Annotated in this window: 18 protein-coding genes; 5 read left to right on the top strand and 13 right to left on the bottom strand. The window is 63.3% G+C overall.

The features are described 5' to 3' along the window. Window position 1: 1 nt before the first annotated feature. The 3 genes from ACK2SD_RS23120 to ACK2SD_RS23110 all read right to left on the bottom strand — a co-directional run bounded on the left by ACK2SD_RS23120 (window position 2) and on the right by ACK2SD_RS23110 (window position 3,487). Complete coding sequence (locus ACK2SD_RS23120; RefSeq protein ID WP_412460942.1) at window positions 2–775, bottom strand: divergent polysaccharide deacetylase family protein; 774 nt, start codon at window positions 773–775, stop codon at window positions 2–4. Then, window positions 775–2,100, bottom strand: a complete 1,326-nt coding sequence (locus ACK2SD_RS23115) for a S41 family peptidase (protein ID WP_412460941.1) — start codon at window positions 2,098–2,100, stop codon at window positions 775–777. The genes ACK2SD_RS23120 and ACK2SD_RS23115 overlap by 1 nt, the downstream gene beginning before the upstream one ends. 85 nt (window positions 2,101–2,185) lie before the next feature. Continuing rightward, window positions 2,186–3,487: a murein hydrolase activator EnvC family protein gene (locus tag ACK2SD_RS23110; protein ID WP_039582605.1), complete on the bottom strand. Its 1,302-nt coding sequence runs from the start codon at window positions 3,485–3,487 to the stop codon at window positions 2,186–2,188. 245 nt (window positions 3,488–3,732) lie between these two features. Between ACK2SD_RS23110 and ACK2SD_RS23105 the strand changes: the two genes are divergently transcribed. After that, entirely contained in the window at window positions 3,733–4,230 is a 498-nt protein-coding gene (locus tag ACK2SD_RS23105; protein WP_412460940.1) for a sn-glycerol-3-phosphate transporter, read from the top strand. A 65-nt stretch (window positions 4,231–4,295) separates the two neighbouring features. Here ACK2SD_RS23105 and gpmI read toward each other — a convergent pair whose 3' ends face one another. Further along, window positions 4,296–5,831, bottom strand: a complete 1,536-nt coding sequence (gene gpmI, locus ACK2SD_RS23100) for a 2,3-bisphosphoglycerate-independent phosphoglycerate mutase (protein WP_039582607.1) — start codon at window positions 5,829–5,831, stop codon at window positions 4,296–4,298. 206 nt (window positions 5,832–6,037) lie between these two features. Here gpmI and ACK2SD_RS23095 point away from each other — a divergent pair, with 206 nt between their 5' ends. From ACK2SD_RS23095 to secB, 3 genes are read left to right on the top strand one after another with little or no spacing between them, the layout of a single operon-like run. Then, window positions 6,038–6,451 carry a rhodanese-like domain-containing protein gene (locus ACK2SD_RS23095; RefSeq protein ID WP_029613838.1) on the top strand — a complete coding sequence of 138 codons (414 nt, stop codon included), beginning with the start codon at window positions 6,038–6,040 and terminating at the stop codon, window positions 6,449–6,451. A gap of 1 nt (window position 6,452) precedes the next feature. Next, complete coding sequence (gene grxC / locus ACK2SD_RS23090; protein ID WP_029613837.1) at window positions 6,453–6,707, top strand: glutaredoxin 3; 255 nt, start codon at window positions 6,453–6,455, stop codon at window positions 6,705–6,707. 41 nt (window positions 6,708–6,748) lie between these two features. Continuing rightward, entirely contained in the window at window positions 6,749–7,231 is a 483-nt protein-coding gene (gene secB, locus ACK2SD_RS23085; protein ID WP_039582608.1) for a protein-export chaperone SecB, read from the top strand. A gap of 71 nt (window positions 7,232–7,302) precedes the next feature. On the opposite strand, the gene ACK2SD_RS23080 is transcribed toward secB, so the two are convergent. Together ACK2SD_RS23080 and ACK2SD_RS23075 are read right to left on the bottom strand one after the other, a co-directional pair. Further along, the gene (locus ACK2SD_RS23080) at window positions 7,303–7,746 is read right to left on the bottom strand and encodes a hypothetical protein (protein WP_029613836.1); all 444 of its coding nucleotides are present in this window, start codon (window positions 7,744–7,746) and stop codon (window positions 7,303–7,305) included. A gap of 78 nt (window positions 7,747–7,824) precedes the next feature. Beyond that, window positions 7,825–9,924 (bottom strand): TonB-dependent receptor, encoded by a 2,100-nt coding sequence (locus tag ACK2SD_RS23075; RefSeq protein WP_412460939.1) that lies wholly within the window; start codon window positions 9,922–9,924, stop codon window positions 7,825–7,827. A 469-nt stretch (window positions 9,925–10,393) separates the two neighbouring features. Here ACK2SD_RS23075 and ACK2SD_RS23070 point away from each other — a divergent pair, with 469 nt between their 5' ends. Next, entirely contained in the window at window positions 10,394–11,713 is a 1,320-nt protein-coding gene (locus ACK2SD_RS23070) for an OprD family porin (RefSeq protein ID WP_412460938.1), read from the top strand. Window positions 11,714–11,798: 85 nt separating this feature from the next. On the opposite strand, the gene ACK2SD_RS23065 is transcribed toward ACK2SD_RS23070, so the two are convergent. Genes ACK2SD_RS23065 through ACK2SD_RS23035 form a run of 7 tightly spaced genes read right to left on the bottom strand, consistent with a single transcriptional unit; the run spans window position 11,799 to window position 20,672 of the window. Beyond that, on the bottom strand, window positions 11,799–12,935 hold the full coding sequence (locus tag ACK2SD_RS23065) for an ankyrin repeat domain-containing protein (protein ID WP_412460937.1): 1,137 nt from the start codon (window positions 12,933–12,935) through the stop codon (window positions 11,799–11,801). Further along, window positions 12,932–13,705, bottom strand: coding sequence for an RHS repeat domain-containing protein (locus ACK2SD_RS23060; protein ID WP_412460936.1), 774 nt, complete (start codon window positions 13,703–13,705; stop codon window positions 12,932–12,934). The genes ACK2SD_RS23065 and ACK2SD_RS23060 overlap by 4 nt, the downstream gene beginning before the upstream one ends. 31 nt (window positions 13,706–13,736) lie before the next feature. Beyond that, window positions 13,737–14,528 (bottom strand): hypothetical protein, encoded by a 792-nt coding sequence (locus ACK2SD_RS23055; RefSeq protein ID WP_412460935.1) that lies wholly within the window; start codon window positions 14,526–14,528, stop codon window positions 13,737–13,739. Further along, a complete protein-coding gene (locus ACK2SD_RS23050; RefSeq protein WP_412460934.1) occupies window positions 14,525–14,695 on the bottom strand; it encodes a hypothetical protein in 171 nt (56 codons plus the stop codon). The genes ACK2SD_RS23055 and ACK2SD_RS23050 overlap by 4 nt, the downstream gene beginning before the upstream one ends. A gap of 17 nt (window positions 14,696–14,712) precedes the next feature. Then, window positions 14,713–15,849, bottom strand: a complete 1,137-nt coding sequence (locus ACK2SD_RS23045; protein ID WP_412460933.1) for an ankyrin repeat domain-containing protein — start codon at window positions 15,847–15,849, stop codon at window positions 14,713–14,715. After that, window positions 15,846–20,231: an RHS repeat-associated core domain-containing protein gene (locus ACK2SD_RS23040; protein WP_412460932.1), complete on the bottom strand. Its 4,386-nt coding sequence runs from the start codon at window positions 20,229–20,231 to the stop codon at window positions 15,846–15,848. Before ACK2SD_RS23040 ends, ACK2SD_RS23045 begins: the two co-directional genes overlap by 4 nt. Before the next feature lie 6 nt (window positions 20,232–20,237). Further along, a complete protein-coding gene (locus tag ACK2SD_RS23035; RefSeq protein ID WP_412460931.1) occupies window positions 20,238–20,672 on the bottom strand; it encodes a DcrB-related protein in 435 nt (144 codons plus the stop codon). Window positions 20,673–20,679: the final 7 nt, after the last annotated feature.

The following is a 20,679-nucleotide window of genomic DNA, read 5'->3' as shown; positions in this document are numbered from 1 at the left end:
CTCAGCGGTTGCTGTATCGGCCGTGCCGACCATGTGCCGGCATGGCCTGATTGCTGCGCTCGGCGATCATCTGGCGCAGCTCGATCAACTCGATGCCCTGGCTGGCCAACCGGGGCATTTCCCGCTCCAGCACCTGCAACGTTTGCGGGTACGGATGGCCGATCAGTACCGCCGAGCCTTGCTTGCGCGCCAGCTCGACGCCTTGGCGCAGTTGGGCCGCGATGGCTTCGGGAGTGCGCACATCGTCGAGAAACACATCTCGCGAAACGTGGGCCAGCCCCGTTTCCTGAGCCTTGGCCGCCGCCACCGTGGCGGCGCTGGTGCGGCTGTCGACGAAGAACAGCTCACGACGCTGCAGCTCACCCATCAGCCAGGCCATGGCCTCGGGTTGCGCGGTCATGCGGCTGCCCATGTGGTTGTTGACGCCTGCGGCGAACGGCACTTTGATCAGCGCCGCATCCAGACGCCGCGCCAGTTCCTCGATCGGCAGGCCGGGGTGCCAAGCATAAGGCCCGGTGGCCGGGTCCATGGGCATGTGCAGGATCACCGTGCGCCCGGCCTTGTGGGCCTGGCGGGCGAAATCGCTGGCGTGCGGGGTATCGGGCATGACCGCCAGGGTGACCGGTCCGGGCAGGGCGAGGGTGCGGCTGTCGCGTTCGCTGTTCTGTCCCAGGTCATCGATGATGATGCTCATGAACGCCTTGACCGGCGCCGCGTGGGCGGTGCCGGCCAGTGCGCAGGCCAGTGTCAGCAGCAGGGCGCGGATGACGGGCATCAGTCGCCCTTGGTGATGTTCAGGCCCTTGAGCAGGCTCAGGGCCTGGCTGAGCTGGAAGTCATTGTCCTGCGGGCGCTCGGTGCGCTTGCTGCTGCCGGTCGGGCGGTCGGCGCCGCCGTTGCCGTTGCCCAGGTGGCCCTGCAGGTCGGCTTCCTTGAAGTTGTCGGTGTCGGCTTCGGCGGTGAGCTTGGCCTGGCGCACCTCGATGTCCGGAACGATGCCCTGGGCCTGGATGGAGCGGCCGTTGGGGGTGAAGTACAGCGCCGTGGTGAGCTTCAGTGCGCGGTCGTTGGTCAATGGCAGCACGGTTTGCACCGAGCCTTTGCCGAAGCTGTCGGTGCCCATCAGCACGCCGCGCTTCTGGTCCTGCAGGGCGCCGGCGACGATTTCCGATGCCGAGGCGCTGCCGCCGTTGATCAGCACCACCAGCGGCACGCCCTCGCTGGCGTCGGCCGGGTCGGCGCTGAAACGCAGCTCGGAATTGGCGATACGGCCCTTGGTGTAGACGATCAGCCCTTTGGTGAGGAAGTGGTCGGCCACTTCCACGGCCGACTGCAGCACGCCACCTGGGTTGTTACGCAGGTCCAGGACCAGGCCGCGCAGCTTCTTGCCGTTGTCCTTGCGCAGCTTGGCCAGTGCCTTGCCGACTTCCTCGCCGGTCTTGACCTGGAACTGGGTGATGCGGATGTAGCCATACCCGCTTTCCAGCAACTGGCTCTTCACGCTCTTGACCTGGATGACCGCACGGGCCAGCGTCACGTCGAACGGCGTGCCACCGTCGCGCACCAGGGTCAGGGTGATCTTCTGGCCGATCTTGCCGCGCATCTTGTCGACCGCTTCGGTCATGGTCTGGCCACGGGTGGGCGCGCCGTTGATCTTGACGATCAGGTCGCCCGCTTCGATGCCGGCGCGCGAGGCTGGGGTGTCGTCGATGGGCGAGACCACCTTGATGAAGCCGTCTTCCTGGCCCACTTCGATGCCCAGGCCGCCGAATTCGCCACTGGTGCTTTCCTGCAGTTCCTGGAAGTCTTCCGGGCCGAGGTAGGCCGAGTGTGGGTCGAGGTTGCTGAGCATGCCCTTGATGGCGTTCTCCAGCAGGGTCTTGTCGTCCACTGGCTCGACGTAGGCGGCCTTGATCCGGTCCATGACCTCGGCGAAGGTGCGCAGCTCGTCCAGCGGCAGCGGCGCCTTGGCCGTCACCTCGGTGGCCGGCATGGCCGCAGGCTTGGCGGCCTTGACCGGCTCGGCGGCGGTGGCCAGGGGCGCGCCGACGACCAGAGCGATGCTCAGGGCCAGCTGGGTGAGGCGAGACGAGTGCAGCATGTCGAACGAACTCCTGATCCTGTAGGTGCCCCTGACGGAGCATCGACGCCGCCCATAGAGGCGATGCCGTCATGTATGCAAATGCCTAGCCTCGGCACCATTGCGCCGGGTCGGTAGGCCGACCCTGCTGGCGAATCGCGAAGTACAAGCCCGCGCTGTCCTGACCGCCGCTGTCGCCGACGGTGGAGATGGCTTCACCGGCCTTGACGATGTCTCCGGCACTCTTGAGCAGGCTCTGGTTGTGGCCATACAGGCTCAGGTAACCATTGCCGTGGTCGAGAATGACCAGAAGTCCGGCACCGCGCAACCAGTCGGCGAACACCACGCGGCCACCGTGCACCGCGTGCACCTGGGTGCCTGCAGAGGCGGCGATCATCACCCCATCCCACTTGGCGCGGGCGTCACCGCCACGGGTATCGCCGAAGCGTGCCAGCAGTCGACCATTGACTGGCCATGGAAGTTTTCCACGGGCCGCGGAAAAGGCGCCGCCGTAGTTGGCGCCGTCGCTGGAAACCAGCGGACCAAGTACGGTACGGGCCTTCTTCGGCGGCGCTTCGGGCGCTTCGGGCGCCTCGCGCCGAGCATCGGCCAGGGCCTGTTCGCGGCGACGCTTTTCTTCTTCCTGGCGCGCCAGCAGGGCCTTCTGCCGCGCCTCTTCGGCTTCGCGGGCCTGGCGCGCGAGGGTTTCCTCGATGGTCTTGAGCACCTTGGCCAGGTCGGCCTGATCCTGTTCGCGGGCCTGAAGCTTCTGGTCGCGGGCTTTCATGTCGCTGTTGAGCTTGGCCAGCACCTGCTGGCGCTTGCTGCGCTCGGCTTCCAGTGACTGGCGGCGGGTGTCGAGGTCGGCGCGCTGGGCCAGCAGTTGCTCTTGCTGCCCGGAAATCTCCAGCTCGACGTTGGCCAGTTGGCGCAAGGTCTCGTTGAAGGTGCGCAATTGTTCCAGGCGCGCCTTGCTCAGGTAATCGTAATAGGTGAGGGTGCGCGCGAACTTCTCGGGATTCTGCTGGTTGAGCAGCAGCTTGAGGTATTCCTCGCGGCCACTCTGGTAGGCCGAACGGGCCTGGATAGCGATCAGCCGTTGCTGTTCAGTACGGGCGGACTGGAGTTTTTTTTTCTCGTGGTCAAGGCGCTCCAGTTCGCCCTCGGTCTTTTTTAGCGCTTGCTGCAGCGCCTCCACCTGTTTCTCGAGATTGCCGATATCGGTCTCGGTGGATTTGAGGTCTTTCTGCACGCCGGCTTTCTCTTCCTGGAGCTTGCCCAGCGTCTTCTTGAGCTCGGCGATGTCCTGGCGAGTGGCGTCCAGCTGTTGCTGGGTCTGGGCGCGCTCGTCGGCGATAGCCGGGGCGAGCAGGCATGACAGGGCGAGGAATATGAGGGCGCGGCGCATGGAATCGGGCGTACCAGGGATGGAGACTGGCCTAGTATGCCCGCCCAGGCTTGCAAAAAAAACGCCTGCCAGCGGCAGGAGGGCCGCGTTTGTCAGGAAAGCCGCATGAAATATCGGACTTATCCGTTGTGAAGACCGGAAAGCTCGGCATGAAGCGCTGCGACGACCGCGCTTACCATCGGCGGCCCTTGCGTGGCAAACGCCGATCCGGCTGCCCGTCCTCTTCCTGCTGTGCGAGAGCTTCCATGTCGATATCCTTCCCTTTGCTCCGGTTAGGGCACTGCCTGTTGTGCGCAGGCTTGCTGCTGATCGTCCTCATTCCGTCCGTTGCTGCATCCACCGCGCAGGACAGTTGGACCTTGCAGACCAGCGTCTACACCCGACACTTCAATCCCGACCCGGACCACAACGAGCGCCAGGAACTCATCGGCCTGGAGCGCAATCGCGCCGATGGCCTGCTGTACGGCGCTGCAACCTTCCGCAATTCGTTCCGCCAGCGCTCGGTCTACGCCTACGGCGGCAAGGCCTGGCAGCACGACCGATGGCCGGTGTACGCCAAGGTCAGTGCCGGTTTGCTGCAGGGTTATCGCGGCAAGTACCGCGACAAGCTGCCGCTCAATCGCTTTGGCGTGGCACCGGTGATCATTCCCGCGCTGGGCACCCACCTGGGGCCGGTGGGCATCGAGGCGGTACTGCTGGGGGGCAACGCCATGATGGTCAACGTTGGCTATCGCTTTCGCTGAACCCTTGAAGCGCAAAAAGCCCGATGCAATCGCATCGGGCTTTCACTGTGCAGCGCTGAACCGGCTCAGGCGTCGAGCAGAATCGACGTGCCGGTCATTTCGACGGGTTTCTCCAGCCCCAGCAGCTTGAGCATGGTCGGCGCCACGTCCGCCAGCACGCCGCCTTCGCGGACCTTGACCTTGCGCTTGCCGACATAGATGAACGGCACCGGCTCGGTGGTGTGCGCGGTGTGCGCCTGGCCGGTAGATTCGTCTTCCATCTGTTCGACGTTGCCATGGTCGGCGGTGATCAGCGCTTCGCCGCCGACTTTTTCCAGTGCCGTGACGATACGGCCCATGCAGCCGTCCAGCGCTTCGACCGCCTTCACGGCGGCGTCGAATACGCCGGTGTGGCCGACCATGTCGCCGTTGGCGTAGTTGACCACGATCACGTCGAAGCGCTGCTGCTCGATGGCTTCGACGATGCGGTCGGTGACCTCCGGTGCGCTCATTTCCGGTTGCAGGTCGTAGGTGGCGACCTTCGGCGACGGGATGAGAATACGTTCTTCACCTTCGAACGGCTCTTCGCGGCCGCCGGAGAAGAAGAAGGTGACATGGGCGTACTTCTCGGTCTCGGCGATGCGCAGTTGAGTCTTGCCGTTGTTGGCCAGGTACTCGCCGAGCACGTTGTGCAAGCTGGCCGGGGCGAATGCGGCGGGAGCCGGGATCTTCGCCGAGTACTGGGTCAGACCGATGTAGGCCGCCAGTTTCGGCAGGCGCGCGCGGGGGAACTCGTTGAAATCCGCTTCGACGAAGACGCGCGACAGCTCGCGGGCGCGGTCGGCGCGGAAGTTCATGAAGATCACCGCATCGCCGTCCTCGACCTTCACGGCCTCGCCGATCCGCGTGGCCTTGACGAATTCATCGCTCTCGTCACGGGCATAGGCCGCTTCCAGGCCGGCCACTGCGCTGTCGGCACTGTAGTCGGCGGCGCTGTCGACGATCAGGTTGTAGGCCGCGCTGACGCGGTCCCAGCGGTTGTCGCGGTCCATGGCGAAGTAGCGGCCGATCAGGCTGGCGATGCGGCCCTTGCCCAGTCGGGCGAAGGTGGCGTCGAGCAGTTCGAGGGATGACTGCGCGCTGCGCGGCGGGGTGTCGCGGCCATCGAGGAAGGCATGCAGGTAGATCTTCTCGGCGCCACGCTGCGCGGCCAGTTCGGCCATGGCGACGATGTGATCCTGGTGGCTGTGCACACCGCCATCGGACAGCAGACCCAGCAGGTGGACCGCCTTGCCAGCGGCCACGGCCTTGTCCACGGCGCCGGTAAGCACGGGGTTTTCGAAGAATTCACCGTCACGGATGGCTTTGGTCACCCGCGTGAAGTCCTGATACACCACGCGCCCGGCACCCAGGTTCATGTGACCGACTTCGGAGTTGCCCATCTGCCCGTCCGGCAGGCCGACATCCATGCCGGAGCCGGAGATCAGGCCATGCGGCTGGGTGGCGCGCAAGCGGTCGTAGACCGGCGTGTTGGCGGCGAGAATGGCGTTGTATTCGCGGCTTTCGCTGTGACCGAAACCATCCAGGATGATCAGGACCAGGGGCTTGGGGAGGTTCGTCATCGATCAAACTCACGGTTGTTCAAAGATGATAAAGACACGCATTTTAGGGGAAATCGGCCAGAGGCGGCGAATATTCGTCGGGCCGCACGACCAGCGCACCGCCGTATCCTGCGCAAGGCGGGTTTTCGCACCGGCCCGGCGGGCTTTGGCCGGCCTGGGTGGCTGTGTATACTGGCCGGCATTTTCAATCGCCTGGAACACCCCTGATGGTTGCTCACCTGATTCAATTTGCGACAGATCACTTCATCCTGGTTGCGATCTTCTTCATTCTGCTGATCCTGCTGCTGCTCAACGAGATCCGCCGTGGCGGTCAGAGCCTGAGCAACGGTCAACTGACCGCGCTGGTCAACGCCGACAAAGGCGTGGTGATCGATATCCGTCCAGGCAAGGAGTACGCGGCCGGGCACATCGTCGGCGCGCTGAACATTCCCCAGGACAAGATCGCCAGCCGCATGGCAGAGCTGGAGAAGCACAAGGACAAGACCCTGATCATCGTCGACGCGATGGGCCAGCAGTCCGGCACCGTCTGCCGCGACCTGCTCAAGGCCGGCTACACCGCCGCCAAGCTCAGCGGCGGCGTGTCCAGCTGGAAAGCCGACAACCTGCCCCTGGTGAAGTGATATGCAACCGGTCATCGTCTATTCCAGCGACTACTGCCCCTACTGCATGCGCGCCAAGCAACTGCTGGCGAGCAAGAACGTGGCCTTCGAGGAAATCCGTGTCGACGGCAAGCCGCAACTGCGTGCCGAGATGGCGCAGAAGGCCGGCCGTACCTCGGTGCCGCAAATCTGGATTGGCAGCACCCATGTCGGCGGTTGCGATGACTTGTTTGCGCTGGAGCGCTCGGGCAAGCTCGACGCCCTGCTCGAGGCCTGATTCACGCCCCCTTTCAACCCTTTTTCAGACAAGGATCTGCCATGACTGACCAACAGACCAACGGCGCTGCCGAAGAGAACAGCCCGCAATTCTCGCTGCAGCGCATCTACGTGCGCGACCTGTCGTTCGAAGCGCCCAAGAGCCCGCAGATTTTCCGCCAGCAGTGGGAGCCGAGCGTCTCGCTGGACCTGAATACCCGTCAGAAGGCCCTGGAAGGCGACTTCCACGAGGTGGTGCTGACCTTGTCGGTCACCGTCAAGAATGGTGACGAAGTGGCGTTCATCGCCGAAGTCCAGCAGGCCGGCATCTTCCTGATCTCGGGCCTGGACGGGCAGTCGATGAGCCACACCTTGGGCGCGTTCTGCCCGAACATCCTGTTCCCGTACGCGCGTGAAACCCTCGACAGCCTGGTGACCCGTGGCTCGTTCCCGGCGCTGATGCTGTCGCCGGTGAACTTCGATGCCCTGTATGCCCAGGAACTGCAGCGCATGCAGGAAGCGGGCGAGGCACCGTCGCTGCAGTAATTGCCTGCGCGACTTACGAAGAAGCCCCTCGGGATCGACCCGAGGGGCTTTTTCATGGCTGCGAAATGGCGTCAGCCGAACTGTTTCTGCTGTTGCTGCTGCTTGGCCACTGCTTCCGACGCCGCCACATAGGCCGCCTGGAATTCATCGCTTTCCAGCCAGACCATGGTGGCCGCGTCATCGGCACCATCGAGCCAGGCGCGGTAGGCGGTGAACACCAAGACGATATAGTCGGTGGCGTGTTCTTCCTTGTGACCCTTGAGCACCAGCGCCAGCAGCGGGTCGACCAGGAACACCGAAATCATCGCCTCCAGGCCGTTCTCCTGGGCCTGCTTCATCTTCTCGAACAACGCGTCGTAGCTGCCCGAATCCATGGCCTTGTTGAACACCTGCTCGACGCTGGTGCTTTCACCCGAGCTGGCCTTGACCGCCTGGCCACTGCGCACCATCCGGTTCTGCTTGGCCTTGGAGGCGGCGCGCTTGGCGCGTTTCTGCTGCTTGGTGTTGGAAGCCATGCCGTGAATCCTCGGGTGTATCCGCAAAAAACGCGTATTGAAGCCTAGAGTCGGCGTTCTGGATAGAGCCTGGCTGCATCAGAAGCTGTAAGTGCCGGTCACCACCAGGCTGCGCGGGTCGCCGAACTGGATCTGCGCGGCGCTGGTCGCGGCGCTGTAGTAGGTCTTGTCGGTGAGGTTGGACAGGGCCGCGCGCACGTCCCAGTCATGGGTGCGCAACCCGACCAGCGCATCCCAGCGGCCATAGCCGGGCAGTACGGTGGTGTTCTGGTTGTCGGCGTAGCGTTGACCCACCAGGGTCAGGCCGGTTTCGGCGTACCAGCCCAACTCCGGCTTCCAGGTCAGGAACAGGCTGGCATTGCGCCGCGCCACGTTGTTGACTCGGTTGCCCGCCAGGCCGTTGTTGTCCTTGACGATGGTGGCATCCTGCAGACCGACGCCGCCGCGCAGGTACCAGTCGCCCACCAGTTTGCCCTGGGCGGTCATTTCGACCCCGCGTGAGCGCTGCAGGCCGGTGAGCACGGTGATACCCGGGTTGTCCGGATCGCTGGTACGGCGGTTGTAGAGCTCCAGTTCGTAGACGGCGAGGGTGGTGCTCAGGCGGTCGTCGAGCCAGTCGCTCTTGACCCCGATTTCCTTCTGCCGTGTGTTCTCCGGCGCGGTCTCGTTGGTGTTGCCTGCTGCACCGGGGGTAATGCCGATCAAGCCACCGCCGACCGGGGAAAAGGTCTTGCTCCAGGAGGCGTAAAAGGAATGCGCCTGCCAGGGCGAGTACACCACACCAAGGCGCGGACTGGTGCTGTTGTCGTTCTGTTTTTCGGAAATGCCCCGCAGCCTGTTCTGGGTCTGCACCTCGAATTGATCGAAACGCAGGCCGGCGAGCAGTTGCCATTGATCATTGAGGCGGATCTGGTCCTGCAGGTAGACACCACGGCTGTCGACCACCGTGTGGTTGTAGCTCGACACCACCATCGGCCCGGTGTGTTGCAGCCGTCGGTTCGGGGCGTTGAGGTCCAGCGTTGGCACCGCCTGGCCTCCCGCGTTGACCGCGCGCGCGGTGTACAACCGGGGGTCGCGGCGTTGGTTGCCGAATTCCACACCCAGCAACAGCGTGTGGTCCAGCCCCCAGGTGCTGACTTGGCCCTCGGCTTCGAGGTTGTTGAACAGGTTGCGGGTGTTCAGGTCCTGCTGCCAGCGCTGACGAACCACCCGCTGGGTGCTGGGGATGTAGCCGGTGAGGTAGGTGTTGTCGAACTCGCTGTCGAGCTTGAACAGACTCAGGGTGTGGCGCAGTTGCCAGTTGTCGCCCAGCTGATAGTTCAGCCGCGAGCGCAGCGACTGCGCCCGGTCGTCGATGAAGTCGCGCTGCGTATCGCCATAGGTGGTGCTGCGACCCACATCGGCCGGACGACCACCGACGCCGGGAATGCCGCGATCGGGCGTGCGGTTGTAGCGACTGTATTCGTACTGCACCAACCAGTTGAGCTCGGGGCTCAGTTGCCAGCTCATCGACGGGGCGAACAACTGGCGGTTGCCGTCGATGCCGTCGCGGAAACTGTTGTTGTCCTGATTGCCCATGTTCAGGCGCACGCTGATGTCATCGTTCAGGTCGGTGCTGAGGTCGGCGTACAGGCTGCGCAGGTCCTCGCTGCCGCCCTGGACTTCGAGGCTCGAGCGACGACCATGCTCCGGCGCCTTGCTCACCCGGTTGACGATGCCGCCTTGGCTACCGCGACCATAAAGCACCGCGGCCGGGCCTTTGAGCACTTCGACGCGTTCGATGTTGTGCAGGTCGCGCACGTACTGGCTGTCATCGCGCACGCCGTCCAGATAGAAATCGTTGCTGGCATCGAAGCCGCGAATGCGCAGGCTGTCGAAGCGTGTGTCGGCGCCGCTGCTGACGTTGGGAATGCCCTCCAGCGCCTTGCCCAGACTATTGCTGCCGTAGTCCAGTACATTGGCCGTCTTGACCGTGTCGATGGCCTGCGGCACGTAGCGTACCGGGGTCGAGGTACGGGTGGCGGTGCTGACGTCCTTGACCCTGGGGTTGTCGCGTTCACGGTCGGTGTCGGCCGAAATCGAGATTTCCGGGAGCAGGGTGGCGGCGCTGACGAGACTGGTGCTGAACATCAGCGAAAAGCCCAAGGGTAGGGATCTGAAGCGGCGGGGAGCAGGCATGGCATGGCATCCGACAAAGGGTCGCGAGAAAGGATGCGAATGGTAATGCTTGCTATTTGCTACTGCTTGGCTATTTGTCAGCTTGATTTATGACGTATGTATCAATTTGTAACTCGCCTCCCGCCAGTAGCTTGGGACCGCAGCGAGAGGGCGCTGGCTTTAGTACACACGTCCGAAAAGAGAAGGAATAACTCCCTGTGAGCCAATCTCCACGGATTTACACCAGCCCAAAGCTTCAATTTGGTTATATCAACCTTCATTTCACGTTTTTTTGACATTCGTTCGCGCGCGCGGATAGGATGCGGCCTCTACGCCTGCCGGCCATCCCATGGCCGAGCGCCGGACGAGGCGCGCGCTCTGCACAGCAGCGCCGCCCACCGTTTGGATACACGCGTCGAACCTACGAAGGGGCGTTGGTTCCTGGCGTTTACGTAGCAGAGCGTTCTGATTCGGTAATAAGGAAAACAACATGTTGAATACAAGGATCAGCCTGGTTGCGCTGGCACTCATCGCCGCCACTCAGGCCCAGGCCAACGACCAGGCCCAGAGCAAAGGGTTCATCGAGGACAGCCACGCCAATGTCCTTCTGCGTAACGCGTTCATCAATCGTGACAAGAAGCACGGCGTCAACGACCAGTCCCAGTGGGGCCAGGGTGTGATCGCCAACTTCTCCTCCGGCTTCACCCAGGGCACCGTCGGTGTCGGCGTCGATGCTTTCGGCCTGTATGCACTGCGCCTGGATGGCGGCAAGGGCCGCAACGGCGGCGGCGGTATCGATTTCTTCAAGCGCGAAAACACCACTGACGCTCAAGGTCGCAGCGATGCGGCCAACGACCTCGCCCGCGCAGGCGGCGCCGTCAAGTTCCGCATCTCCAACACCGTGCTCAAGTACGGCGACCAGATGCCCGCGCTGCCGGTCCTGCAATACGACGATTCGCGCCTGCTGCCTGAAAGCTTCACCGGCACCCTGATCACCTCCAAGGAAATCGAAGGGCTGGAACTGAACGCCGGTCGTTTCACCCAGGAAGCGCGCAAGAGCGCTCAGCGTCGTGACGGCGGTGGTTTGAAGTCGATCAACGTCCTCGGCGGCAGCTACAAGTTCACCGACAACTTCACTGCCTCGCTGTACACCGCGGACAACGAAGACGTCATGAAGCGCCACTACCTGGGCCTGAACTACGTCTTCCCGATCGCCGCCGACCAGTCCCTGACCCTGGACTTCAACGGCTACAAGTCGGACATCGACAGCCAGTACGTGCGTGAAGCCGGCCTCAATGGCGACCGCAACACCATCTGGAGCCTGGCGGCGACCTACGCCTATGGTCCGCACTCCTTCACCCTGGCCCACCAGCGCAGCACCGGCAGCACCGGCTACAACTACGGCTGGTACCAGAACGAAGGCGGCGTGGGCGACGGCGGTTCGACCATCTACCTGGCCAACTCCTACTGGTCCGACTTCAACGCCGAGGACGAGCGTTCCTGGCAGCTGGGCTACGGCCTGGACTTCGGCGCCTTCGGCGTTCCGGGGCTGACCTACAAGATCGCCTATGTGGTGGGTGACAACATCAACACCCGCACCGTCGGCAACCCGCAGGGCTGGGGCGAGGGCAAGGAGCGCGAGATCTTCAGCCAGGTCCGCTACGTGGTCCAGGAAGGCCCGGCCAAAGACCTGTCGGTCAAGCTGCGCGGCTCGTTCCTGCGCACCAACGATGCCGTGCGGCAGAATACTTACAACGACGACGGCAACGAAGTGCGGGTGTTCGTCGAGTACCCGATCAGCATCTTCTGATCCGGTTTTGGCGTAACCAACAGCCCCGGCATTTGTCGGGGCTGTTTCGTTTTTGCGTGCAAGGTCGCGAGGTGCGAATTCACCGTTATGGGTTTGGCAACGCCAGGGCGAGTGTCTTCCAGCTTCCCTTGCGCTTGCGCTCCACCAGCGAAGCCAGGGCTTTACCGGTCGGGCACTTTTTGAAGGCCAGCGGAGCCAGCGTCAGCAGGTAAACGCTGTCCGGCGTGTGCGTTCGGCTGTCCGCCGCTTTGTTCCAGGGCTTGTCGACCGTCAGCATGGCGTCGGTTTTCTCGGGCCAGGCCAGGTCGGCGAAGCGTGGGTCGCTGCGCAGGATCAATGTGCCCTCACTCAGCGGCGCCTCCTCGAAGGTAAGCGCAGCCAGGCGCTCCAGCAGGCTGACCGGAAAGCGTCGTGCCGCATCGTCGGGGATTCCGGCCTGAGGTAGGGGCCACTCGCCTGGCAGGCACAGGCACAATTCGGTCATCGGCGTGGCCTGGTACAGGCCCGTGGTGAACAACAGTTTGTGGCTGGTCTTGCCGTCGATCAGGCTGATGTGCAGGTCGATGCGCGAGTCGTCGGTCGGGGGCGAAAAGGCGGCGGGCAGCACGTGCCCTAGGGTCTGGTCGACGAAGTTGACCAGGGTCTGCGCTGCACTGTCTTCGACGCCGGTCTCGGGATCTTGCGTGCCGTGGGCGCCGTTGTCCTGCAGCAGCCGCTCGGTGCTTGGGTGGCCCCAAACACGCGTTGCGTCCAGAGGGCTTCTGTTGAGGTAGAGGTGCAGTCGGTCGGGTTGCGCGCCTCGCTGAAGCAGCAGCGACACTACGTCGTCGTGGCCATCTTGGGCGGCTGCGTACAGGGGCGGGCGCACGCTCCAGGGCGAGCCGTCTGGCCAGGCACCTGCGTCCAGCAGGCATGTGCACGTTGCCAGATCGCCCTCGCTGGCTGCCAATGCCAGCGCGGTAGCGTGGCCGCCATCGATGAAGGTTCGATTCGGCTCCAGGCCTGCGTCCAGCAATAGCGCGCAGATTTCGTGCTGGCTATTTCGGGCCGCGATGTGCAGCAGGCTTTGCTCGTCGTTCTTGCCGTAGCGGGGCAGGGTCAGCAGATCCGCATGCTCCTGCACGAAGGCACGTACTTTCGAAACCTTGCCCTCTGCGATGTCCTCGTACAGGCGACGCAGTTCGGCTTCGTGCTGTTCGAAGAGTGGCTGGGCGTCGTTCATTTGCTGAAGTCTCCTGCTGTAAATTCTTTGCCCAACTCGGCGAGTTCCTTGATCACCGCTTTGCGCCCCCCGCCGTCGGCTTCCCGCAGGCGCTCGTAGACTTTCCTGGCCGAAGCGACGCTGTGCGTCCCACGGCCATTCTCCGCCCAGGTGAAATTCCTCAAGTCCGTATTCAGGTTGATCTTGTGCTTTTTCATGATCGCCTGGGCGTTGAGGATGTAGTCGCGATTTTCCTGCTTCCAGTTCCGCGGCGCATATTCGCGAACGATGTGGTGGCGATGCGGCCGGACCATGTTGGTCGGTTTCTTGGCGTCCAGCTTCGCCATGTTCTTTTTGTTCAGCCTGCAGACCTCCAGCCCCAGCGGATCGATCCAGGTCGCGGGTGTCGGAGCGTACTGATAGAGATTCAAGCCGCCCGCCAGACCAATCGGATCGGGCTGTGTGAAACGGCCGATATCCGGGTCGTAGAAGCGGAAGGTGTTGTAGTGCAGGCCTGTTTCTCGATCCAGATATTGGCCTTGCATGCGCAAGTTCTGTTCCTGGGCGAGGCCGTCCTGGCGAACCTCCTGCACGGTATTGCCCCACACCTGGTACTGGGCCTGCCACAGTAATTGGCCGGTGTCGTCGCTCAGGCGTTCCGGCAGGCCATTGAGGTCATTCTGGTAGTGATGTACCCGCTGGTGAGGGCCTACCCTCGATGCGCGCCAGAGACTTATCAGCATCTGTGTGAAGCCGGCCTTAAAGGAGGCCGCCACACTGTCTAAGCGCAACCCCGGTCCAGGCCAAGGCTTTCATGTGCGGCTACTGCGCCAAAAGTTCGGGATACTCGCCGAACCAGTACGCCATCGCCTCGGAGTTGATGCCGTATTCCCCCTTCCAGAAGTCCACCGGATAGCTCCAGTCCGATGAGCGCGAGCTGCTGGGCGACAGGCCCTGATTAGTGAAGCGCTGCCAGAGGCCTGGGTGTCCTGGTGCCTGCAATATCCCGCAATGCCCCAATAGGTCGATGAGACTGCGCGCTTGCTCTTCATCCATCTTCATGCCCTTGAGCTTGCGTAACGCTTTGAGCATGTCCTTGGGTCTGGCGACGGGCGGCAAGTGGCGAATCATGTCGAAGATGCCAGCCGTGAGCGGCAGCGTCGCGGGCGGCTGGCCGGGCAGGGCAGTGGCCTCCTGAAGGAAGAATGCCATCTCGGCGATATCGCCACCCAGGACGCTGCCGCACAGGTAGCGCGTCTGGTTCAATGCCACGAAGTCGATGTCCATCTGCTCGAAGGCGCCGCATACCTGGCAGTTCAACTGGTTGTCAACGCTGAAGGGGTGGCTGGGGAAGTGGGTCGCGCTCGCCAGCGCGGAGAGGCCAGCGCGCAGATGTGCCTGGTTGGTTTCCACGCCTTGGAGAAACTGCGCGACGATGTGCGCTTTATCGGCCTTGGCGTATTCCTGCATCAGCCACTGCACCACCTGATCGTGGGACATCGTCCGGCTCGCAGGGGCCAAGCCGGCTTTTTCAAGCAGCGGATCGAGCGCCTCGCCTGGCTCATACGCTTCGAGCGCCTCGCGGATGGCCTTCCATTGTTCGGATGTCGTCATTTGCCGCATGTCCTCGTATTGACCTTTCTCGGTGCTGCCATGCTGGCCAGGACGGGCAAGGCACTGACCAGTTCGGCGAGTGCCTGCACCACTACCTTGAGTAGCCTGCCTTCGGCCATTTGCAGACGCTCGAAAACCTTGCTTGCCGAAGCGATACTGTGGGTCACATGGCACGAGTCCACCACTACGGATTTGGCAACACCAGGGCCAGTGTCTTCCAGCTGGCCTTGCGCTTGCGCTCGATCAGTGAGGTCAAGGCCTTGCCGGTCGGACACTTTTTGAAGGCCAGCGGAGCCAGCGTCAGCAGGTAAACGCTGTCCGGCGTGTGCGTTCGGCTGTCCGCCGCTTTGTTCCAGGGCTTGTCGACCGTCAGCAAGGCGTCGGTTTTCTCGGGCCAGGCCAGGTCGGCAAAGCGTGTGTCGCTGCGCAGGATCAATGTGCCTTCACTCAGCGGCGCCTCCTCGAAGGTAAGCGCAGCCAGGCGCTCCAGCAGGCTGACCGGAAAGCGTCGTGCCGTATCGTCGGGGATTCCGGCCTGAGGTAGGGGCCACTCGCCTGGCAGGCACAGGCATAATTCGGTCATCGGCGTGGCCTGGTACAGGCCAGTGGTGAACAAGAGCTTGTGGGTAGTCTTGCCGTCGATCAGGCTGATGTGCAGGTCGATGCCCGAGTCATTGGTGGGGGGCGAGAAGGCAGTGGGCAGCACGTGCCCGAGGGTCTGGTCGACGAAGTTGACCAGGGTATGCGCTGCACTGTCTTCGACGCCGGTCTCGGGATCCTGCGTGCCGTGGGCGCCGTTGTCCTGCAGCAGCCGCTCGGTGCTTGGGTGGCCCCAAACACGCGTTGCGTCCAGAGGGCTTCTGTTGAGGTAGAGGTGCAGTCGGTCGGGTCGCGCGCCTCGCTGAAGCAGCAGCGACACTACGTCGTCGTGGCCACCTTGGGCGGCTGCGTACAGGGGCGGGCGCACGCTCCAGGGCGAGCCGTCTGGCCAGGCACCTGCGTCCAGAAGGCATGTGCACGTTGCCAGATCGCCCTCGCTGGCTGCCAACTCCAATGCGGTGGAGTGACCATCGTCCAGGCAGGTGAGATTGGGATCCAGGCCTGCGTCGAGCAGTAAGGCGCAGATTTCAGTCTGGCTGGCGCTGGCCGCCATATGCAATAAGCTTTCTTCATCGCCCTCGCCGTAGCGGAGCAGAGTCAGCAGGTCAGGAAACTTCTGTACAAAGGCGACCACCTTCGCCACTTTGCCTTCAGCGATGTCTTCATAAAGTCGATCAAGTTTGGTTTCATGCTTTTCGTAGAGTTTCTGCGCTTCGTTCATTTGTTGATCGTTCCCGCTGTGAAGGCTTTGCCCAATCTGGCGAGCGCTCGCTCCACGGCCGGCGTCCCTTTTGCATCGGCTTTCTGCAGGCGCTCGAAGACTTTCCTGGCCGAAGCGACGCTGTGCGTCCCACGGCCATTCTCCGCCCAGGTGAAATTCCTCAAGTCCGTATTCAGGTTGATCTTGTGCTTTTTCATGATCGCCTGGGCGTTGAGGATGTAGTCGCGATTTTCCTGCTTCCAGTTCCGCGGCGCATATTCGCGAACGATGTGGTGGCGATGCGGCCGGACCATGTTGGTCGGTTTCTTGGCGTCCAGCTTCGCCATGTTCTTTTTGTTCAGCCTGCAGACCTCCAACCCCAGCGGATCGATCCAGGTCGCGGGTGTCGGAGCGTACTGATAGAGATTCAAGCCGCCCGCCAGACCAATCGGATCGGGCTGTGTGAAACGTCCGATATCCGGGTCGTAGTAGCGGAAGGTGTTGTAGTGCAGGCCGGTTTCGCGATCCAGGTATTGACCCTGCATGCGCAGGTTCTGCTCCTGGACCAAGCCGTCCTGGCGAACTTCCTGGACGGTATTGCCCCACACCTGGTACTGGGCCTGCCACAGTAATTGGCCGGTGTCGTCGCTCAGGCGTTCCGGCAGGCCATTGAGGTCATTCTGGTAGTGATGCACCCGCTGGTGAGCGCCTACACCTTCAACGCGCGCCAGAGGCTCATGGCTGTCCTGGTCGTCATAGAGGTAAAGGCTGTGCTGGCCATGCCGGACTTCCTCCAGCAGGCGATAGCCATCCCAGCCGAAACGCGAAAGGCCCAACTGGCGTCCCGTCTCGTCGTGTTCACTTTTTTCGATACGCCGGCCCAGAGGGTCGTAAGTCATGCGCACGATCCGCTCGCGGCCGTTGTTGTGGCTGCGCACCTCGATCAGGCGGTGTTCGGCGTCGTAGGCGAAACGCTGTAGGCCACGCCTGGCGCTGCGCTTTTCGATCAGCCTGCCGAAGGCATCGTAGCGATAGCGCTTGTCCTGATAGGTGAGCACGCGGTTATGCCGTACCCAGCCCAGCGACGGCGTATCGAGCAGGTTGGCGGCTGCATCGTAGGCGAAGACTTCGTCGGGCAGCGCAGCATGGGGCTGGCTGCTACTGACGATTCGCTCGTTGGCATCGTGTTGCAGGTGTTGCTGGACGATACCCTCGGGACTCTGCCGAAAGCGCACGGCCAGGTTGTCCGCCAGGTCGTACTCGAAGCGTTGCTGCAACGGTGCGGGCAGAAGTCGGGGCACTGTTCGGGGGTGGCTCAGGCGCGAGCGAAGGCGGCCGGCGCGATCGTACTCGCTGCGCGTCTCGAACCCGCCCTGAATGCGCAGCACCTCACGGTGCAGGCGGTCGCGCTCGAAATCGCAGATGACCTTGCCGTCCAGGTTGACCTGATGCAGATGGCCGCTGCCGTAGTACAGCTGGTTGAGCGTACGCCCATCCGGCAGCAAGGTCTGCAGGCGATTGCCCAGTGCGTCATGGCGGTGATGAAGAGTTCCATTGCTGCCCTGCTCCTGGGTCCGCTGGCCGAGGGCATCGAAAGCGAACGCGACGGTCTCGCGCTTGCCCTGGTTGTCGGTGAAACAGGCCTGCAGCAGTTGGTCTAGGGCGTCGTACTGGTACTCGGTACGGCCATCGTCGGTCACCTTGGCCAGCAGCCGGCAGCCAGCATCACGCTCGAAGAAATGGCTGATGACGGCCGCTGGCGTCGGGGGCACCAGCGCCAGGCCGGTCCCGTGCGGTCCGGGCAGGTAGTCGAGCCGCGAGAGGCAGTCGAGAGCGTCGTAGTGATAGCGTTTGGCGCTGTCGTCCAGGTCCCGCTGCTCGACCAGACGATCGGCGGCATCCCAGGTGAAGCGGTACTGCTCGCCATTTTCGTTGGTCAGGCTGAGCAATCGGCCGTACAGGTCGTAGCGGTACTCCACGGTACGGCCCAAGGGATCGACCAACTGCCGCAACTGGCCGCGCGCATCGTACTGGAACTGACGCTGATGGCCGGCAGTGTCGGTATGACGAGCCAGCCGGTCGCCCACGGCATAGTCGAAAGATTGAGTGCGGCCGTCGGGCAGGCGCACCTGCACCAGTCGTCCGGACGCATCGTGCTGGTAGTCGGTACGTTCGCCGTGGGCGTCGATGAGTGCTGCCAGATGTCCTCGGTGGTCGTAATCCAGACGCGTGGTGTAGCCGGAGCAGTCGGTCAGGGCACGCAGGGCGCCGAAGTCGGTCCACTGCAACTGCTTGGCCCGACCTGCAGCATCGGTTATTTCGATCACCTGACCGTGTGGGTCATACCGGTAGTGGGTCGTCTGGCCGAGCGGATCGGTCTCGCGGATGCAGTTGCCACGGGCATCGTAGTGGTATCGCCAGCAGTGTCCGGCGGCGTCCATGCGTGAGCGGGGCAGCGCCCAATGCTCCAGCCACTGCGTCGATACGCAGCGGCCCAGAGGGTCGAAGGTCTCGCTGAGGTTGCCGGACTCATCGTAGTTGAACGACCAGCGTCCGCCGTCCGGGTCGCTGGCGCCGAGCAATTGCCGGTCTGCGTTCCAGTCGAAACGCCAGGTGCGCCCCAAGGCGTCGGTGTAGGCCGTGATCTGGTACTGGTCGTTCCAGTGGCGTGTGGTGACCCGTTGCATTCCGTCGGTGACACGTGTGATGCCCGCTGTCAGGTCGTACTCGAAGCTGTACTCATCACCTGCATCCGTCCAGTGACGAATCACTCGCCAGCCATCCGCCGTCTGCGCCCATTGGTAGTAGCAACTCAAACCGGTGGGCAGTTGGTGCTCGACCATGCGTCCGCCAGTGTCGTAGCTGAAGCGGCGCATGACCTGCCCGTGGCGATTCTTGACCTGCGCGAGGCGACCAGCGCCGTCGTAGCCGTAGCTCACCAGTGGCTCGACGCTCGCGTCGGTCAGGCGCCGCTCGATCTGGCTCAGGCGCTGCGGCCATTGTGGGTCGTAGCTCAAAAGCGCTTCGGTCTGGTCGAACGTGTCGCGTAGCCCACGTAGCCGTCCGCTGTCGTCGTAATCGAGAAAGAGGCGGTTGTCGTTGCGATCACCGATCTGGCTCAAACGCAGGCGCGTGGGGTTGGTGGGTGAGGGCTGGAACAACCGGTAGCGGCCGTCGCGGTCCTCGATCAACACCTCGCCGTTGTGGTCGCGACGCACACTCAAGCCTTCGGCCGCGCTATAGACCGCATCGCCTGGCACGATACTGCCCATTTCGATGGCCCGGGCCTGCTCGTCGACGAATACCAGCTCTTCGCCACCTTGCGTGTGCGTCTTGAGCTCGAGGTAGACCTCGTACGGCACGCTCCAGCCGGTGCCCAGCAGCCCGTCTTCGCGTTGGCCGTGGCTGTTGTAGTAGCGTTGCCAGGTGATGGGCAGCAGGGCCGGCAGGTCGAAGTCGTGATCGTCCTCGCCATTGAGCAGCTTGGCGCCGGTCGGTGTATGTACCGGGTTCGGCGAGCCGACGATGGCCGAGGTGAGGGCACTGGTGACCTGGCTGGTGACCAGTTGGGTCACTCCACCGATGAGCATACAGCCGAACTTGCTGTAGAACTTGCCGCCGCGCCCGCGCAGCAGCATCAGCGCGGTGATCGCCAGGCCGATGCCGGGTGTCTTGCCGCTGCGGATCTCGCGCACCACGATGGGCTCGCCGCCGATGCGCACGTTGCTGGAAATCTCGCCAGCATCCACCACTACCGCCTCGCAGGTGCTGCGATCGCCACTGCGGCAGGCCGGGTGGCCGTTGATGAGCACCTTGCTGGAGCCTTCGGCCAGATATTGCGGCGGCATCGCCGGGTGTTTGTCGCAGAGGATCTTGTCGTCTTCCGCTTCCTGGGTATTGGGCGCCGGTGTCGCCACGGTCGGCCGCCACATCTGGGAGAAGAAGCCCTTGGCCATGTCCAGGAAGCTTTCTTCCGGCTCCTCGCCCGCTGGTTGGCCGGAGGCGTCCGCTGCCGGCCCCACCGGCCCGGTGACGATGCCTGCTGCACGGGCGGCAGGCTTGCCGTTGGTGTGGGTGTTGCCCGAGCCGGTAGCGATGTGCGCCTGCACCGAAGGCGGGAAAAGCGCGTTGCCGATGCCGTCGCATAATCGGCTCAGGCCGGTATCGGCACCGCTCTTGGCCATGGCCACGCCGACCACCAGGCCGACTGCGGCACCCAGCACGAAGCAGCCCAGTCCACCGGTAGCAACGGTGATGCCCAGCGCTGCGCCAACGGCCGCGGTGGCCAGTGCGCCGATCGCCACGTTGGCTGCCACTTCCAGCACGCCCCCGACGATATCGGCCATCATCGAGGTGTGCATCAGCGCGTCACCCTCGCGCGCGGCCCAGAATGCGTCCGACATACCCGTTCAGCCCAGGTTGTCGAAGTCGAGCGACTGCTTGATGGCGGCCCAGTGCGACGCTTCGGCGTCACCCAGGGGCGAGGGCTTCACGTAGCTCAGGGCGAACATCTTGCGCGTACCCGGCAGCACCAGCGCCAATTGGTACTGGTAGACCATTTCCTGGCCCTTGCTGAACTGGCTGCTCAGCTCGATGGCCTCGATGTCCTGCCCAGCGCCCACCTTCACCGGGTGAGCCGGCTGGAATTGCAAGTCCTTGACCTGCTGTTGCAGACGCTGCAATTGACCATCGAAGTTGCTCTGCAGCGTTTCGTCATCCGCGAGCGCACTGCGGCTGACGATCAGCGAAGTGCCCAAGCGTTCGAAGCGCAGGATGTTGATGCTGGTGTCGCGCACGTCGGTATCGGGCAGCGCCAGGCGGAATTCGTTGAGGCGGTAGGTCATGCAAAGG

Origin of the sequence: Pseudomonas sp. SC11 (assembly GCF_047039205.1) — a bacterium.
Taxonomy (GTDB): Bacteria; Pseudomonadota; Gammaproteobacteria; order Pseudomonadales; family Pseudomonadaceae; genus Aquipseudomonas; species Aquipseudomonas boreofloridensis.
This window is presented reverse-complemented; position numbering and strand designations above follow the sequence as displayed.

Excerpts from the sequence above, each read along its gene's own strand:
- ACK2SD_RS23120 (WP_412460942.1), bottom strand. The coding sequence starts at position 775 with ATGCCCGTCATCCGCGCCCTGCTGCTGACACTGGCCTGCGCACTGGCC.
- ACK2SD_RS23115 (WP_412460941.1), bottom strand. The coding sequence starts at position 2,100 with ATGCTGCACTCGTCTCGCCTCACCCAGCTGGCCCTGAGCATCGCTCTG.
- ACK2SD_RS23110 (WP_039582605.1), bottom strand. The coding sequence starts at position 3,487 with ATGCGCCGCGCCCTCATATTCCTCGCCCTGTCATGCCTGCTCGCCCCG.
- ACK2SD_RS23105 (WP_412460940.1), top strand. The coding sequence starts at position 3,733 with ATGTCGATATCCTTCCCTTTGCTCCGGTTAGGGCACTGCCTGTTGTGC.
- gpmI (WP_039582607.1), bottom strand. The coding sequence starts at position 5,831 with ATGACGAACCTCCCCAAGCCCCTGGTCCTGATCATCCTGGATGGTTTC.
- ACK2SD_RS23095 (WP_029613838.1), top strand. The coding sequence starts at position 6,038 with ATGGTTGCTCACCTGATTCAATTTGCGACAGATCACTTCATCCTGGTT.
- grxC (WP_029613837.1), top strand. The coding sequence starts at position 6,453 with ATGCAACCGGTCATCGTCTATTCCAGCGACTACTGCCCCTACTGCATG.
- secB (WP_039582608.1), top strand. The coding sequence starts at position 6,749 with ATGACTGACCAACAGACCAACGGCGCTGCCGAAGAGAACAGCCCGCAA.
- ACK2SD_RS23080 (WP_029613836.1), bottom strand. The coding sequence starts at position 7,746 with ATGGCTTCCAACACCAAGCAGCAGAAACGCGCCAAGCGCGCCGCCTCC.
- ACK2SD_RS23075 (WP_412460939.1), bottom strand. The coding sequence starts at position 9,924 with ATGCCTGCTCCCCGCCGCTTCAGATCCCTACCCTTGGGCTTTTCGCTG.
- ACK2SD_RS23070 (WP_412460938.1), top strand. The coding sequence starts at position 10,394 with ATGTTGAATACAAGGATCAGCCTGGTTGCGCTGGCACTCATCGCCGCC.
- ACK2SD_RS23065 (WP_412460937.1), bottom strand. The coding sequence starts at position 12,935 with ATGAACGACGCCCAGCCACTCTTCGAACAGCACGAAGCCGAACTGCGT.
- ACK2SD_RS23055 (WP_412460935.1), bottom strand. The coding sequence starts at position 14,528 with ATGACGACATCCGAACAATGGAAGGCCATCCGCGAGGCGCTCGAAGCG.
- ACK2SD_RS23045 (WP_412460933.1), bottom strand. The coding sequence starts at position 15,849 with ATGAACGAAGCGCAGAAACTCTACGAAAAGCATGAAACCAAACTTGAT.
- ACK2SD_RS23040 (WP_412460932.1), bottom strand. The coding sequence starts at position 20,231 with ATGTCGGACGCATTCTGGGCCGCGCGCGAGGGTGACGCGCTGATGCAC.
- ACK2SD_RS23035 (WP_412460931.1), bottom strand. The coding sequence starts at position 20,672 with ATGACCTACCGCCTCAACGAATTCCGCCTGGCGCTGCCCGATACCGAC.